Below are 15,771 nucleotides of genomic sequence, written 5' to 3' on the forward strand. Positions count from 1 at the left end.
TTCATGTGCAACTTGATTGGAGGCACAAGGTGAAACAGGAATTTACAGAATTTGCATTGAATTCATCCCAGGAGCGGATGTGCTTTCTGGATGCGATTGATCCGCGGCGCAAGGATCTCAACATATGCTGCGCAATAGAAATGGCGAGCCCATTGTCGACCCGGCAGCTGCATGAAGCGCTGATGCCCATTCTGCCACAGCATGTCTTCCTCAATACGAGGCTTTCCCGCCGCGGTGGGCGTTATGTGTGGAGTCCTCCAGTAGGAGAGGACTGCCTGAAAGAGGTTGTTCTACCCGAGAGGGCCGGCGCATCGGTGCAGCAACTTTCTGCTCTGTATCAGGAGTTTATAAGCCAGCCTTCTGGACTGATGTTTCGTTATCCCTGGCGAGTCCAACTTGTTCAGTCCGAAGGTAAGAGCTATCTTTTCTGTCTGTTTCATCACATCATCTGTGACGGGGACCGGTCACTCCTTCTATTGCTACAAGGCCTGTCGGGCCTAACCAAGATTGACGGGGACCGCGGCACGCTGGTCGGAGTCCCTTTGGCAGAGCCGCCGACGAAAGTCGATTGGGAAGCGGTGTCGCGCCTCGCTGAAGACATCAACGATCTGGGCGATCTGCGCGCTAGATTCCACCATATTGGCACGCCGCGACCGACTTTGAGCGAGTTTGTCATTGCACCAGATGAGCAGATTTGGGGCCATGCCGAAACTGAGGCGGGTCTTCTGGCAGCATTGCAGTTCGCGACCGCAAATCTGTTGAACAACGAGCAGATTATCGTCGCAATTCCTCAGGATTGCGTTCCCGACAGCTGCCCGGAAATTGGGTATTTCGGAAGTCCAGGATTGGCATTGATACCGCCAATGATTGAAGACCGCTGTTTTGGGACCGATTTCGGCCAAGTGCCGCAATGGGCGTTAGCACAAATGGAACTCTCAGCCCGCATCGGGCGCGTTCCGTATCAGGAGATCAGTGCCTCACCTGGTTTTGCGGAATTGGGCCAAGCTGACAATTTGTTCAATGTTCTCGTGGTACGCCGTCGGATCTTTAGCTTTTGCAGCCCATCGATCGCGCGAGTCTTTGAACCGGCACCGTCCCTTACGCCGTATCTGATAGTCGTCAATCATTGGCATGACGCCTCTGGACGCCTGATTTGCCGGCTAGAAGCTGCCAATGGTCTGATTAATCAGACGTCTCTCGATTATCTGGCAGGCCGCATGAAAGCCTACCTGCTGCGACATCAGCCTATTGCAGCCCGCCCGAAGGAACTGATTGACTTCAACGGGGCTCCCGCTGCTGTGACCCTATATTTTCTAGCCGCATTGCGTCAGCAAGCGACTGCCAATCCAGAGCGTGAGGCGATACGCGGTCAACGCGAGAGCTATTCCTACCAGTCACTGATCCGCATTGCCGATCAATTGGCCAAGCATATTCAGACGCGGATCGGTCAGGGCAATCCAACGATCGCTTATGCAGGTCCGCGCGAGCCCACGGAAATCACCGCTCTTGTCGGAGTGAATATGGCAGGCGGATGTTTTCTTCGGCTGGATGAAACCGACGGCCATTTGCACTTAAAGCAATTGGAAAGGACGGGTGCGGTCGCGATTCTGGTGACGGAGGAGGTGTTTCAGGGTTTCGATCGGCCGGAGGGGTTTGCTCCTTGTGACAAACCGGTTGCAGGTTTTCGGCTTCTGGTCGGGTCACCGGAGCGGCATCCGTCCCCAAAGTTCGACGCCTATGTAGTCATGACTTCAGGATCCACTGGAGAACCTAAGGCTATTCGGTTTCCAGCCGCACAATTGGACCAACTGGTGAAATGGCACCTCGACAAACTGCCCGAAGCACATCGCATGGCTCAGCTGTCGTCGCTTACGCACGATGTAGCCTATCACGAAATCTATGCGACGCTGGCTGGAGGGCGGACCCTCGTGTTCGCGGACTCCAAATTGAGGTCAAGTCCAAGTGCGCTCGCATCATTCGTGAATGAAATGGCGTTGGACAGGATTTATCTTCCAACGGTGCTGCTGGAAGGAGCGGCCAATGCATCGTTGGAACAGAACCTACCTTGCCGGGAATTGCAGATGGTCATTGTTGCCGGCGGAACATTACAGATCAGCGACAATGTTAGGCGGTGGTTTGCGAAGACAGGCGCGACCCTCGTTAACCACTACGGCATGTCGGAAACCCAGGATATAACGGCCCATGTGCTCGGAAGCGAACCCGGTGCTTGGCCAGACCTGCCCCATATTGGACGGCCGATCGCAGGAACAAAGGTTTCTATTATGGGCTGCCGGAACGAACCGCTTCCGGCGGGCGTGGCTGGCAATCTGGCGGTCCAATTTCCGGTCGACTCAGGGCAAGGGTTCTCAGCGCCAATGGTGTTGGGTGATGTCGGGTTTGTGGATGACGACGACAATATTCACTTGGTGGGACGCAGCGATCGAATTGTCAAACTTCGGGGCAACCGGATTTCGTTGGAGGCGATAGAATTGGTCCTTCGTCAGCGCGAAGGCATTCTGGATGCTGCCGCAATCGCTCCGCATACGACAGCGTTCGGGCAGGAGCCACGAGTCTTTTTCACATGCGAACCCAAATTTCCGGAGCCGCCCTCGCATGATCTGGTCGATTACATCGTGGCCAAACTCGGACGTCAGTTCCGTTGCCGGGTGTCGAAGTTGGCCGAGATCCCTCTTCTGAAAAACGGCAAGATAGATTATCCGTCACTCGAACGCCGCGCTGCTGAGATAGGCGTCGAAGAGACATCCGTGTCGGTCCACGCGCTCGTGCCTGATGACATGAAAGTAGCGGCGGCGATCCGGAAGCTAGTACCCGACGCGAGGTTCACCGCGACTAGCCGATTCAGCGACATTGGTTTCGATTCTCTTGGGTTCATGTCGCTTGAACTGGAGCTTGCCAGCACTTTTCCCGAATTGACGGTAGCCGATTTTTATCGCTTTCCCACCATTGCCGCGCTTGAGAGTCACCTTGAGAGTACCAAAAATGCAGCCAAGTTCGATGTCCCCCATCCCGTGCGGTTTGACGGGCAGAACGACTATGTGGGCGTCGTCGGCATGGCCGGTCGTTTCCCTGGGGCCGTAACGACGGAGGCGCTATGGGAGAATCTGATGGGCGGGCACTGTCTGATCACAAAGGGCGACCACCAGGCCGCCAAAGAGGGAAGAGAAGAGTCGAGATACTTTGTTCCAAGCTTCGGACAGATCGAAAACGTAGATGCATTTGACTACGAATTCTTTGGGCTCTCTCCGGCTGAAGCCTACAGGATGGATCCGCAGATACGAATTTTTCTAGAGTTATGCTGGGCCGCACTTGAGCATTCCTGTGATGCCGGCTACGGGGCTGATACCCGCATTGGGCTTTTCGCAGGTGCCGGGCTCAGTACTTATTTGATGAATGAACTCGAGCCCATGCGCAAAAGCAGGACCGACGGCTTTTTTCGCGAGGACAACACGCTGCAGTTACGGATGGGCAACGACAGAAACTACCTAACATCCACGGTTTCTTATCGCCTTGGCTTCACCGGGCCAAGCATCACAATTCAGGCCGCGTGCGCCACGTCGTTAGCGGCAATACACTATGCCAGGCAAGCACTGCTGAACGATGAATGCGATATCGCGCTGGCCGGGGGCATTTCGGTGATTTGGCCTCAGCCGAAAGGGTACGACTATGTGGAAGGGTCGGTCCGCAGCCCGAATGGTCTTTGTCGCCCCTTCGATGCTGGAGCCGACGGAACTGTGTTTGGAAACGGTGGCGGTCTCGTTGTGCTGAAAAGGAGCAGGGATGCTGTCCATCACGGCAACACCGTCTATGCCGAGATCGCCGGTAGCGCAGTCAACCATGACGGCAGCCGCAGGATGAATTTCGCCGCACCAAGCCCCCAGGGACAGGCTGATGTAATCACCCAGGCTTTACGCAATGCTCGATTGGGTCCCGATGCGCTGAGTTTTGTGGAGGCACACGGTAGCGGTACGGTAGTCGGGGACGCCATCGAATGGAGTTCCATCGGGCAGAGTCTGAGGATAGCCAAACGGGATGCACCGTGCCTAGTTGGCTCCATCAAGGGCAACATTGGCCATCTCGACGAGGGGGCTGGGGTGGCCGGATTCATCAAGTCTTGCCTAAGCTTATTTCACGCTGTCTTTCCGGGCACCTGCCATTTCTGCGAACTAAACGCGCGGCTACCGCCCGATGACAACATCCAAGTCTCCAGCCGCCCGGTGCCGCTCGGTCGCTCGAACTCGCTGTTCGGTGGCGTAAGTGCATTTGGGATGGGGGGCACAAATGCCCACATCATTTTGCAAGGTATACATGGGGGACAGTCGAGGAAGCCAGTGATATGACGAAGGCAATCGGCACTATACTTCCACTGTCGGCGAAATCGGCTCCAGCCTTTAAGGCCAATGCGGCTGCAGTTAAACAGTTCCTCTTGTCTGGGATCAACTGCAGTAAGGCCGATTTGGTCGAAACCTTGTCGCGTGGGCGACGTCATTTCAGCGCGTGCCGCGGCGTAATTTATAGAAATGAGGACAGCTACAGTGTCCACTCCGGCCAACCGATGAAGCAGCTTCCCGATGAACAAAGTTCATCAAATCTCGTCTGGATCTTTCCGGGGCAGGGAATGCAACTGAACTGGAAAATCATCGGGCATCTGAACGGCATCGAGGTATTTCGGGACCCTTTCAACGAGATTCTTGACGGCTTTCGGTCCCGCCTGGGACAAAGGCTCTTTGCCGAAAAAATTGGCGCGTTTCTCCCAAAAGAGGGCAATAATGGTTTCGTCTGTGGTCGATCAAATACGATCCATGATCAGGCGCTCGTTTTTGCTGTCGAACTGTCACTAAGCGCCTTGTGGTTGGCATGTGGAATTCGGCCGGCGGGGCTAGTTGGGCATAGCGTCGGCGAAATCGCTGCCGCAGTGTCTGCCGGCGTGCTTGCTCTGGACGAGGCATTAGATCTGATCGTGGCGCGCTCGGTGGAAATGGAACGGGTGCCAGATGAGGGCTTCATGTGCCAAGTGGACGCCGATGCTGAGTCCTTGCAGGCTCCACTGCTTAAGTTCGGCCTCGAAATCGCTTGCAAGAACAGCCCCGATCGGACAGTTGTGGCCGGTCCAGAGGCTGGATTTGAGTTCCTTGAGAACTATTGTGCGGAAAATCGGCTAAGGCACCACCGCCTCAAAGTCGCGAATGCCTTTCACAGCGAGATTATGGCGCCAGCGTCACAAGCTCTGCGCGACAGAGGTCCCGTTCTCGCACCCGAAACACCGCAAATTCCAATTTTCCCCACATGTTCCGCGGAGACGGTCGGGCCATTCACGCGAGACTACTGGGCTACGCAAATGCGATCTTGCGTTGATTATACGGGGGCGGTGGAACGTGTGCTGGACCAAATTGAGGCACCAATTTTTCTTGAAGTTGGCTTTGGGCAGGTGCTGAGCACCTTTACTCGCGCTACGGCCGGGCACAATGCCCGATCTGATTTCGGTGTGGTACCGGGGTTCGGCCGTGCCGGCAATCCAGTCGCGGAGAAAATCGCTGATCTGTTTGCTGCGGGCTATGCTGTGCCCTGGCATAAGCTCAACAACACCGGGCGTGGTTTGCTTGTCCCGATGCCAACTTATCGGTTCAACCAGTGTGAAATCGCCAGCACAGCGTTTGGAGTGCAGGTCACCGGACAACACGCGAGCTCGCTGCCACCTCTCGGCAAAAATACTATCCGCAAGACCACGGTGTTCGAGATATCGCCGCAGGAAACCGATTGGTTTGAGGAGCATCGGGTAAACGGTGCCTATGTCGTCCCCGGAGCTGGAATGCTGGCGATGATATTCGATTTCCTTTCCAACCTAGGCCACGCCACTAAGAATCAGTTGAATGATGTGGTTTTCGAAGCGCCTATCGTTCTGAACACGGCGGAGAGCAGATGTCAGATTGGCATTCAGGTAGAAGGTGGCGACCGACCAAGGGTTGCTCTTTATTCTCGGACGATAGGGAAAGAAGAGCCTTGGACGCGGAATGCCTTGGCCGTGGTAGACTCTATCGCAAGTTGGCCTGATGAGCCGGAACTTTGCGATACGGTGCAAGGCGGTAAGGCCGTCGCTTCTGAAAGCCTCTATGCGCAATTTGCCCTGCAGGGACTGGAATATGGACCGCAGTATAAGCGGATTGAAAGTGGTAGGCGTGCCGAAAAGGCATTTCACGCCCGGCTGTGTTCGCTCTCCAATGCCACCGGATTGACCGGACTGATCACCGCGCTGAATGCGATGTTGCAGGCGGCGAACTGTGCGATGGCTGTTCGAGAGCAGGAAACGGCCTTTCTCACGGCCAGCATCGGTTCGGTTAGCCTACGCGACGCGGCAAGTTCCGCCGGTGCTGGAACTATCTCAGCCCGGGTTGACGGCAAATCCCACGCCGTCCTTCGCGACGCGGTGCAAAGGCCGATCTGCGCTATGAGCGATGTCGGGGGCCCCATCCACCGCAACTCTAAAGCGCATGACATTGACGCTCTCGCCGGGCCTACGGCCAGGCCAGTTCTGTCGAAGGTGGCGCTGGTACTTGGTGTAGATGCGACTTCCCTAGATCTAAACGGTTCCTTGTCCGACAACGGTGTCGACTCCCTTCAGCTGATCGAGCTTCGCTTGGCACTGGAAGAAGTAAGCGATACACGTATACCACTGAGCTTGCTTTCTGACGGCGCCAGTCTCCAGGAAATTGAGCGCAAGTTCGTAGCGGTGAGCGGCGGGAAATCGCCTATTCTGTCGGCTGCCCCTACCGCTAGCGAAACAGTCGAACAACCCCGACCGAAGATTTTTTTCGTGGAAGGGATTTTCGGCCATGTTGGGGGAGAGGCCGGACTTCGCCACTCAGTCGAGTTCAGCATCGATGTGATCGGTCTGGGCGCGCCCGAGGACGGCACTTCTGACGACATTGTGGCGGCTGTCCGCCAGATGGCCGATGAAGTCGAGCAACACCAAACGAACGGTCCGCTGAGGCTAGTAGGGCACTCATTCGGAGCTATGCTCGTATATTCCTTGGCTGCGGAATTGGGACGTCGCGGCCGAGAGATCGAGCGGATTGTCGCCATTGATGGCCTTTTAGCGCCGGCATTGTCCCCGCATCATAAGGCCCGTGTGGATGATGACGATTTCAACCAACTTCTGCACAAGAGCCGATGTAAGCGAACAGCGCCAAACTCCCGCATGTCGGCGGCAGAGCGCGTCGTGATCGGCGAATTGAAGCGGGTGTTCGAGAGGAATTGCCGCATCGCAGCTTCGGCTCAAATCTACGCGCCTGTCAACTATCACGTGACGCTAGTCCTGCCTAGGCTGGACAATGTCACAGGTATAACCAAAGAGGTGTTCTTGCAGAACTTAAGCGCGATCCAAGCAGCTACCGGTGTAGAAGAAATCCCCAACGTTGAGGTTTTGTATGTCGATGGTGACCATTTCTCAATGATCCGCAGTCCGGCCATCAATGAGGTCGGTCGCCTCTTTGTGTCTCACGCAAGCTTGTCCGCTGTGAGCACGCCTCGGCCGTAACGGGATGCGAAATGTGAAACTCGCGTGCGATGACAGCCCTTCGAACGGATGTTGTCCCAAGAGGTGGTATAGCTTCGACTCTCGCAGTGCTTTTCCGGTCAGAGACAGGAACAAGTCAGCTTGCCACAGTCCTGATGGGTCAATACGAGCGCGGCATCACGAAGTTCGGCAATTAATTCATTACGCTTTTGCACTTCTTCTTCCGGGGCGAGTCGCCATTCTCTGGAAAAAATCAAAGGATGTCCTAATGGCAATTGAAATTGCACAAGAGACGCGGTCCAGTAGACTGCGCTTCGGTGGTCCCATTCGATTTCTACAGCAGATCGTGGCAATCACAGTTGCGATCCGCCGGGTTGTGAAATCGAGGTCGCCAAACTCGTCCACGCGGAACTCCTCGCCCTCGGTTATAGAGGCCGAACTGGATGAATTTCTTCCTGGACGCGCTAATGTTCGCGGAACGGGTGAGAAGCCCGCGTTGCTCCTTTCGTCCCACATTGACCCCGTGCCTATCGGTACCGTCCCATGGAAACGGCCGCCTTATCTCAGGGGAAATTACGGAAGGTCGGCTATACGGGCGTGGTTCATCCGATATGAAAAGCGCCCTTTCGGCCATGATTGCCACTGCGGTCAACCTGACTTCTGACCACTGCGTGGTTGACTTCGATATCCGACTGCCTCCGCGTGTCGATCACCGCACGCACGGCAGGCAGCCCACGCACTACTTCATTCATAAAGTTCATCGATTAATTCATTACCCTTTTGCGTTTCAACTGAAGGGTCAAAATCACCATTCTCCGTTAAAAATGTAGAGGATGTCTTATGGTCATTACTAGCGCTCGAGCGAATAGCGAGGGTAAGAAACACTTTGATCCGATCCGATTCCTTCAGCAAATCGTTGCAATTGATAGCTGTGATCCCCCAGGTAGCGAAATTAAGATCGCTAAACTCGTGCACGAAGAGTTGCTGGCACTTGGCATTGAGTCTGAGCTGGACGAATTTCTTCCAGGGCGAGCGAATGTTTTAGGAAGGATCCGTGGAACCGGTGAGAAGCCAGCCCTAGTGCTTTCGTCGCACATGGATACTGTACCTGTCGGAACTGTGCCATGGCAAAGGTGGCCTTTTTCCGGTGAGGTAGAAAATGGTCGGCTTTACGGACGAGGCGCCACTGATATGAAGAGCGCGCTTGCGGCTATGATCGCGGCTGCCGGCAAACTGGCTGAAGAGCCGCGCAAAACGCTCAGGGGCGACGTAATTTTGGCGTTCACTGCAGGAGAAAGTGCAAATTTGCTTGGTGCCCGCAGATTCGTCGAGCGGGGCCTGAAAGAAGAAATAGGAGCGTTCCTCTGCGGAGAGCCGAGTGATCTTGATGTCGTGATCGTCGAGAAGGCAGCGCTATGGCTACGCGCAACGGGTACAGGTAGACTCGGCCATGTCTCAGGTGAGGCTGGCGTGAATGCAATTGACCTCATTCACGAGTTTCTATCTCGCCTTTACGCGTTAGACTTAGAATACCCGGAGCATCCGCTTCTCGACAAGCCAACCGTGCGCGTTGGTCGGATCCAGGGCGGCTCAGCGGTGAACCTCACACCAGATCGCTGTGCAGTCGAATTTGATATCCGGCTCCATCCCGGTGTGGATCATGAAGCGGTCGTAGCAAAAGTGGCGGAGATCGCGCCCGACGACGTCTCCATCAGTGTTTTGGATTTCAAGCCCGCAGTGGAAAGCCAGCCAGATGACAGCTTCGTTAAGCTGTGCATCGATATCTGCGGGCGTCACCGAAATCGCGCCCCAGAAATCAAAGGGGTATCATACTACAGCGACGGCACCGTTCTTTTGGATGGCTTGTCCGTGCCTTTCGCGATTATTGGTCCCGGCTCCTTGGGTCTGAGCGGACAGCCCGATGAATTTGTATCGATCGAGAACGTGCTAAAGGCCATCGAGATCTATCAAGACGTCACTCGAGCCTGGCTGTCATAAGGATCAAGATGCCTCACCTCCCGCGAATCGGCATCACGCCGGACATCAATGATATTGCTGCTCCCGAAACTGAATACGTCGTCAGGCGAAACTACGCGGACGTCGTCTCACAGGCTGGCGGTCTGCCTTTCCTCCTTCCCTACGGCGAGCAGGTTGAAGATTATCTCGATGCCATTGATGGGCTGCTCATCACCGGCGGCATGTTCGACATTGACCCGGCGCACTACCATCAGGATGCGCGCAAGAATTACGTTATAAAGCCGGCTCGGACGAATTTCGAACGGGCCTTGATTGAAGGAGCGTTATCCCGCTCAATGCCAATCCTTGGGATATGCAATGGCATGCAGCTCCTAGCCGTGTGTCTTGGTGGAGAATTGGTCCAAGATATCCCAACGGAAATAAAGGGCGCCCTAGAACACAAACCAGAACAACCGGCCTCGATTGCTCAGCATCGGGTCGAGATCACCGCCCCGTCACATTACCTGCGAACACCGCAGGGCGAGGTTTATGAGGTGAACAGTGTTCATCACCAATCGGTTCTTCCCTCGGATGCTTACCACACGCTCGCCGTTTCTCCGGACGGCGTGGTAGAGGCCGTGGAGGCGAAAAACGGCGGTTTTGCAGTCGGAGTGCAATGGCATCCAGAATACGGTGTCGCTGAGATCGACAGGATCGTCTTCGACGGCTTCGTAGCGAAGGCTACGGAATACCTCCAAAAGAAAAAGTGACCCAATGCTCCAGACGCCTGAACATCGCCTCGATGCGCTCAACCTCACCCTGCCTAAAACGTCGAAGCCAGCTGGAAACCTTCTGGGTTTCAAAATAGACCGTGGCCAAGTTTACGTTTCAGGCCAGCTGCCTCTAGACGATGGCATCGTGCAATATTCGGACCGGGTTGGTGATACGGTCTCTCAAGAGACGGCTTACGAAGCCGCCAGGCTGGCAGCTCTCAACGTCATCAGTCAGCTATCTTTGGCGACTGGCGGAAACTTATCGAGTGTAGAGGAGCTCGTCAAAGTTTCCGGCTTTGTTAGCTGCACATACGATTTCACCAATATCCCTGCAGTTGTTAATGGCGCTTCCGACCTATTCTTGGCGGTGTTTGGCGAACGCGGCACGCGCGCCAGGTTCGCTATCGGCGTTGCGGCCCTGCCGCCCGGCATACCAGTGGAGATTGAGGTCATTGCCCGTCTTCGGGATAACGACAGTCAATGAGCCGTGTTCTAGTTCTGGGAGCAGGCGTGGTCGGTATGACGTCCGCATACGCACTGGCAAAAAAAGGTTATGAAGTTTGCGTCGTCGACGCCGCCCCAGCGCCTGCAGAAGCCGGTGCCAGTTTCGGCAACGGCGCTCAGTTAAGTTACTTTTACTCGGATGCGATGGCCTCCCCTTCGCTCGCGGCAAACATCCCAAAATACATGCTGAGGCGCGACCCAGCGTTTAGAGTGCGTTTGATACCTTCGCCAACGTTTATGGCGTGGGGTCTGAGATTTCTTGCCAACGCGACGCAGTCGGCTTTTGAACGTAATACGTCTGACATTTTGGAGCTTGCGCTGCAGAGCCGACCCGGCATCGCGGAACTTTCAGGGAAGCTTCAATTCGATCACAGAAACAACGGCAAGATAACGCTCTTCTCCAATCGAGAAAGCCTTGTCAAAGCTGAGGGTCTCAGCAAACTGAAGAACCAATACGGCGCTGCGCAAGTTGTCCTAACGCGAGAGCAGGCACTCGAGCGAGAACCGGCTCTAGCACACTACGGGCACTCTTTCATTGGGGCTATCTGGTCACCGAACGATGAAGCTGGCGACTCCAGCTTATTTTGCAAGGACCTCAGAAATCTGCTCGAACAGGATTACGGGGTTAGGTTTATGTTTGATACGACGATCCGTCGAATCAAGACCCACGCAAACGAGATGGTTGCGGTGGAAACCCAGACAGAGGAGCTTCAGTGTGTACGCGCGGTAATTTCGTTAGGCGCATGGACTGCACCTATCGCGAGGACGGCCGGGATTTCGCTGCCAATTTGGCCAGTTCAGGGCTATTCCCTGACCGTTCCGGCTCTTGCTTCAGCTCCAGTTGCGAGTATTACCGACACCGCTCGAAAGACTGTATTCTGTCGTATAGGCAATCGATTGCGTGTCGCTGGCCTTGCAGATATTGGGCCCGTCAACTGCAAGTTTAGAGAGGACCGTTTTCGGACGCTTCTCACTACCGCGATGGGCATCTTTCCCAAAGCGGGCGATTACGGTGGCGAGGTCAACGCGTGGACCGGTCTACGTCCCGTCACTCCCGACAGCAAACCTATTGTTGGCGGCACGAGGATCAAAGGCCTATTCCTAAACTGCGGCCATGGATCGCTCGGGTGGACATTATCGATGGCGACCGCCAACAAACTTGCTGACATGATCTGTTAGTCGACCACCAATTGATGGCAAGTCGCTCGAGTTCGCTCCGAACGTTAAGCACTCCGCCTGAAAGGGATCTGGTTCTGAAGAGTGTTCTCGATTACCCTAGCCAATTGTCTCGCTGCCACAGATGGCTCCTGCTCGCTGAAGCTGATTTTGAGACCTGTGTGCGGAAGCGGAGGAAGGCGATGATCGTTGACAACCACCATGCCAGTACGCAGTTCCCCCTCAGGGACCAGTGAAACCGCAAGACCAGCTCGGACTACTTCAAGTACGCCCTCTAAGCTGCTGCAGGTCACTACCCGTCGGGATTGAAGCTCCGCCCGTCTTAGTGTCTCAAGCGCGATCCGGTGGTAGTTGCAAGTGCCTCCGACTACGGCCAATGGAATGATTCCATTTGCTGGAACCCGCCAATTGGGTGAAGAAATCCAAACCAGCTTGCCGGTTTGAAGAAGCCCGACACGTTCGACTTCCGGATCGACACGAAGCAAAGCCAGCTCAATATTGCGCGCCTTCAATTCGCGTAGGAGGTCAGCGGACATTCCTGCTCTTATCTCGATGCTTATCGTCGGACGACGCTCGACGAACTCAGCCAGAGCGCGCGTGAGAGGAGCAAAAAGATAGGTGTCGTCAACCACGCCGACCACGACTGTTCCACTGCTCAGTTCAGGGCGAAACGCGCTCTCCATCTCATCAACAAGGGCCACCACCTTACTCGCGCGCTCCATGAGCTCGTCACCCGCATGAGTAAGCCGACAGCGGCGGGTGGTGCGAACAAACAGTTGCTTTCCAAAGTGCTCTTCTAGTCGCGCAATTTGCTGGCTCACCGTGGATTGCGTCATATTCAAGCGCTGCGCGGCTGCTGAAAAACTGCCGAGCGTCGCAACTGCCGAAAAAGTTCGTAGAAGCGCGCTGTCCATATCAGTGATCATTTATCCGCGTGGTGCATGTATCGATAGCAGTAAACGAGTTATCTGCAAAGAGGGTGCGATCAGGAAACCATTACTAACTTCGTAAACGAATTAAGCGACCTCAGCGGCCATAAGAGCTTTCATTTCGACCACGATTTGTCAGACGGTCGGCAGGGAGGCGCTCTCGTCGAAGCCGCGATCGCGCTGCGATATTGATATCCTCTTTAATAACGTCGGCGTTCATTTTGTGAGCGGCGTCGAGAGCTTTCCCACCGAACAGTGGGACCGACTACTCGCAGTAAATCTTGGTGCGGCATTCCACGCTATCAAAGCGGTTTTTCCGGGAATGAAACGGAGAGGATGGGGGCGCATCGTCAACACCGCTTCAACGCTAGCTCTTCCCGGAGAAGTTGGCAGGACGGCATATGTAGCTGCGAAACAGGGGGGTCCTTGGGCTTACACGTACTGTAGCGCTAGAAGGCGCTGAACTCGGCATCATGCAATGCGATCTGCCGCGGGTGTGTCTACACTCCGCTCGCGGCCGCCCAGGTTGAAGCGAAATCCGCCGCTCTCGGTTTGTCCTTGGAGCAGACCACGAAGGAGCATTTTCTGAGTGAAATGCCCACCAAACGTTTCGTTGATCCTGTTGAAGTCGCTTCCGCTATGCTTTTTCTATGCACCGAAACGCTCGGTCGATCATTGATATCGCACTGCCAGTCGATGGCGGCGTCAGCGCGTAGCAAATTTCGACAAACTCAAACACCGGCACGCGTGGGCTATCGAATGCATCTTAAACTTTGGAATTGTCCGTGGGTATTGAAACTCTAAGAGCGGTAGCTCAGCCGTGGCTTCGTGACGCGATGGGCCACATGGATGCTCGTTCACACGGAGTTCTTCGATGACGCGTCCTCTCAGTTTGTAAGAAGCCTAGGAGGCGGAGTGGATCAACTCGCGGCTGCTCATCTTGGACGGGCAGATGTGCGTCACGTGGTCGAATTCTCAGAAGAAGTTAGGTCTGGCGGGTTGCTGACAATTCGCTCTCGCGTCATCAAAGTTGTAACCGCTGTTCTCAGGCCACGGCCTTGAGCGGCATAGGTCTGTAGGCCCAAGGCAGCAGATCGTGGATCTGGCTTTGTGGATGGCCGGCGACGATCCGGGCGATCACGTCAGCGAGATAGGTGTGAGGATCGCCGCCGTTGAGCTTGCATGTCTCGATCAGCGAAGCGTCCGAGCCGACGAAGAGCGCATTCTTGCGGTTCAGCGCAATGGGACGGATGGTGCGCTCGACGACGTTGGAGTCGATCTCGATCGTACCGTTGTCGAGGAATCGTGTCAGACCTTGCCAGCGCGAGAGCGCGTAGCGGATAGCTTCCGCCAGCTTGGTCTTCTGGCTGATAAGGGTGAGTTGCTGCCTAAGCCACGGCTCAAGGGCATTGATGACAGGACGGCTTCTCTCCTGCCGGACGGCGCGGCGTCGTCGGCGGAACGACCGCGGATATCGCTCTCAACGTGGTAGAGTTGGGCGATGCGGGTGAACGTCTGCGCGCTGTTGGTGCCAGAGGCTGAGGCGGGTCACGGCAAACCGGTGCCTGAGATCGTGCGGCCAAACGGCTTATCGCCATCAAAGTCGGCGAGTTTACGGACCTCGGCAAAGCCGTTTTGCAGGCCGGTCGCCGAGGCGGTTGCCCCGGGAACTGAGGAAGAAAGCCTGATCCTTGGGTATGGGGAAAGCGGCGTCGCGCTCACGGGCATAGCAACCAAGGGCACCCTGGGTTGTCGTGTGAACTGGAACGAGACGATCCTTGCGGAACTTTGTCTTCCGAACGAGGAGAACCCCGTTGGTGAGATCAACGTCGGAACGATCAAGCCCGACTACTCCCCCGATCGCAGCCCCAAACTCGCCAACAATCCGATCAGCGTCGCCATCGTCCGCCCTCGCAGAGGGATGCTAGGCGAAATGCGGGCGCATGCTTCGATGAGTGACGTCAACTCAGCCTCGCTGAGAATACGCGGAGGCGGAATCGCTCTGGATCTGGGGAAAGCTCTGCGCTCCAAGCCCTCGGTCCGGGCGTCGTAGACGGCGAGATACTCGAAAACCGGCGAAGCACGCCATGGCGAATTGCGCTGCTGTTCGCGGCGCCGCTGAACGACAGGACGAAGTCCAGCGCCATCGTCCGGGTAGCGGGCGCATCGAGCTGAGCGCGCCCAACGTAGCGGACGAAAGCCCGCAACTTGCCGGCTTGCTTGCTGAAGGCGTAGCCGAGGGAGTGGTGCAGCTCGATGTACCGCTCGGCCTTCTCGCCGAGGAATTGGGCAAAGGCGGTCATGCGACGCCTCCCGGAAAGGGTCCGGAAAGGGGAGTACGACCTCGGCGAGCTGCGAGGTGGCGACCTTTACGTACAGTGCCGTTGTGTTGATGCTTCGGTGCCCGAGAAGATCGGCGACCTCGTTGATCGGCCTTCGCTGCTTGACGAGCTGGGTGGCAAAGACTGTGGCGCAGGAGATGCGCACCTGCGACCCGCCCGAGTTCAACCCCGCCATGTCGCAACCGCTTCCGCACGATCCTCGAAACAGGCGACGCGCATTTGAATGCTGCCACGGGCGGCGTGAAGGACAGGAACAGATACGGACTATCCACCTTCGGTCGAGCGCGCAGGACGTAGTCAGCGAGCGCGGCGCCGGTTTCCTCGAGCAGCGGCGCCACCCGATCCCGCTTGCCCTTTGTGCGCCGGACCGAAACCTCGCCAGCACGCCAGTCGATATCCTGCAGCTGAATGGCGCGTAGCTCACCGTTGCGAATGCCCGTGGTGGCGAGTAGCAGCAGGACGGCTCGATCGCGGATGTCGACCGGCGTCGTTGCGCCGATCGCATCGATTGCGCGCCGAATGTCATCCCATGCAAGGCGCGGCGGCAAATGCGCCAAACG

The 15,771-nt window shown here is 56.0% G+C and carries 11 protein-coding genes and 1 pseudogene; 8 read left to right on the forward strand and 4 right to left on the reverse strand.

The features are described 5' to 3' along the window. The first annotated feature begins 29 nt into the window (after positions 1-29). The 6 genes from AC0L3H_RS28905 to AC0L3H_RS28930 all read left to right on the forward strand — a co-directional run bounded on the left by AC0L3H_RS28905 (position 30) and on the right by AC0L3H_RS28930 (position 11,943). A complete protein-coding gene (locus AC0L3H_RS28905; protein ID WP_473587741.1) occupies positions 30-4,358 on the forward strand; it encodes a beta-ketoacyl synthase N-terminal-like domain-containing protein in 4,329 nt (1,442 codons plus the stop codon). Further along, on the forward strand, positions 4,355-7,552 hold the full coding sequence (locus AC0L3H_RS28910; protein ID WP_473587742.1) for an acyltransferase domain-containing protein: 3,198 nt from the start codon (positions 4,355-4,357) through the stop codon (positions 7,550-7,552). The genes AC0L3H_RS28905 and AC0L3H_RS28910 overlap by 4 nt, the downstream gene beginning before the upstream one ends. Positions 7,553-8,371: 819 nt before the next feature. Next, on the forward strand, positions 8,372-9,529 hold the full coding sequence (locus AC0L3H_RS28915; protein ID WP_473587743.1) for a M20 family metallopeptidase: 1,158 nt from the start codon (positions 8,372-8,374) through the stop codon (positions 9,527-9,529). A gap of 8 nt (positions 9,530-9,537) precedes the next feature. Then, positions 9,538-10,257, forward strand: a complete 720-nt coding sequence (locus tag AC0L3H_RS28920) for a gamma-glutamyl-gamma-aminobutyrate hydrolase family protein (protein WP_473587744.1) — start codon at positions 9,538-9,540, stop codon at positions 10,255-10,257. Between the two features lie 4 nt (positions 10,258-10,261). Next, on the forward strand, positions 10,262-10,744 hold the full coding sequence (locus AC0L3H_RS28925; protein WP_473587745.1) for a RidA family protein: 483 nt from the start codon (positions 10,262-10,264) through the stop codon (positions 10,742-10,744). Next, positions 10,741-11,943 carry an FAD-dependent oxidoreductase gene (locus AC0L3H_RS28930; RefSeq protein ID WP_473587746.1) on the forward strand — a complete coding sequence of 401 codons (1,203 nt, stop codon included), beginning with the start codon at positions 10,741-10,743 and terminating at the stop codon, positions 11,941-11,943. Before AC0L3H_RS28925 ends, AC0L3H_RS28930 begins: the two co-directional genes overlap by 4 nt. Positions 11,944-11,987: 44 nt before the next feature. Here AC0L3H_RS28930 and AC0L3H_RS28935 read toward each other — a convergent pair whose 3' ends face one another. After that, positions 11,988-12,866: a LysR family transcriptional regulator gene (locus tag AC0L3H_RS28935; RefSeq protein WP_473587747.1), complete on the reverse strand. Its 879-nt coding sequence runs from the start codon at positions 12,864-12,866 to the stop codon at positions 11,988-11,990. A 226-nt stretch (positions 12,867-13,092) separates the two neighbouring features. Here AC0L3H_RS28935 and AC0L3H_RS28940 point away from each other — a divergent pair, with 226 nt between their 5' ends. Next, a complete protein-coding gene (locus AC0L3H_RS28940; RefSeq protein WP_473587748.1) occupies positions 13,093-13,332 on the forward strand; it encodes an SDR family NAD(P)-dependent oxidoreductase in 240 nt (79 codons plus the stop codon). A gap of 582 nt (positions 13,333-13,914) precedes the next feature. Here AC0L3H_RS28940 and AC0L3H_RS28945 read toward each other — a convergent pair. Next, positions 13,915-14,387: pseudogene (locus AC0L3H_RS28945) on the reverse strand (IS66 family transposase); the annotation flags it as partial. Here AC0L3H_RS28945 and AC0L3H_RS28950 point away from each other — a divergent pair. Next, positions 14,371-14,922: a hypothetical protein gene (locus AC0L3H_RS28950; protein ID WP_473587761.1), complete on the forward strand. Its 552-nt coding sequence runs from the start codon at positions 14,371-14,373 to the stop codon at positions 14,920-14,922. The pseudogene AC0L3H_RS28945 and the gene AC0L3H_RS28950 overlap by 17 nt on opposite strands. Here AC0L3H_RS28950 and AC0L3H_RS28955 read toward each other — a convergent pair. Then, positions 14,831-15,172, reverse strand: coding sequence for a hypothetical protein (locus AC0L3H_RS28955; protein WP_473587749.1), 342 nt, complete (start codon positions 15,170-15,172; stop codon positions 14,831-14,833). The genes AC0L3H_RS28950 and AC0L3H_RS28955 overlap by 92 nt on opposite strands. Next, the gene (locus AC0L3H_RS28960; protein WP_473587750.1) at positions 15,169-15,768 is read right to left on the reverse strand and encodes a tyrosine-type recombinase/integrase; all 600 of its coding nucleotides are present in this window, start codon (positions 15,766-15,768) and stop codon (positions 15,169-15,171) included. The genes AC0L3H_RS28955 and AC0L3H_RS28960 overlap by 4 nt, the downstream gene beginning before the upstream one ends. Positions 15,769-15,771: the final 3 nt, after the last annotated feature.

This window comes from Mesorhizobium sp. WSM4816, from assembly GCF_055811535.1.

Excerpts from the sequence above, each read along its gene's own strand:
- AC0L3H_RS28955 (WP_473587749.1), bottom strand. The coding sequence starts at position 15,172 with ATGACCGCCTTTGCCCAATTCCTCGGCGAGAAGGCCGAGCGGTACATC.
- AC0L3H_RS28925 (WP_473587745.1), top strand. The coding sequence starts at position 10,262 with ATGCTCCAGACGCCTGAACATCGCCTCGATGCGCTCAACCTCACCCTG.
- AC0L3H_RS28920 (WP_473587744.1), top strand. The coding sequence starts at position 9,538 with ATGCCTCACCTCCCGCGAATCGGCATCACGCCGGACATCAATGATATT.
- AC0L3H_RS28915 (WP_473587743.1), top strand. The coding sequence starts at position 8,372 with ATGGTCATTACTAGCGCTCGAGCGAATAGCGAGGGTAAGAAACACTTT.
- AC0L3H_RS28935 (WP_473587747.1), bottom strand. The coding sequence starts at position 12,866 with ATGATCACTGATATGGACAGCGCGCTTCTACGAACTTTTTCGGCAGTT.
- AC0L3H_RS28930 (WP_473587746.1), top strand. The coding sequence starts at position 10,741 with ATGAGCCGTGTTCTAGTTCTGGGAGCAGGCGTGGTCGGTATGACGTCC.
- AC0L3H_RS28910 (WP_473587742.1), top strand. The coding sequence starts at position 4,355 with ATGACGAAGGCAATCGGCACTATACTTCCACTGTCGGCGAAATCGGCT.
- AC0L3H_RS28950 (WP_473587761.1), top strand. The coding sequence starts at position 14,371 with ATGCGGGTGAACGTCTGCGCGCTGTTGGTGCCAGAGGCTGAGGCGGGT.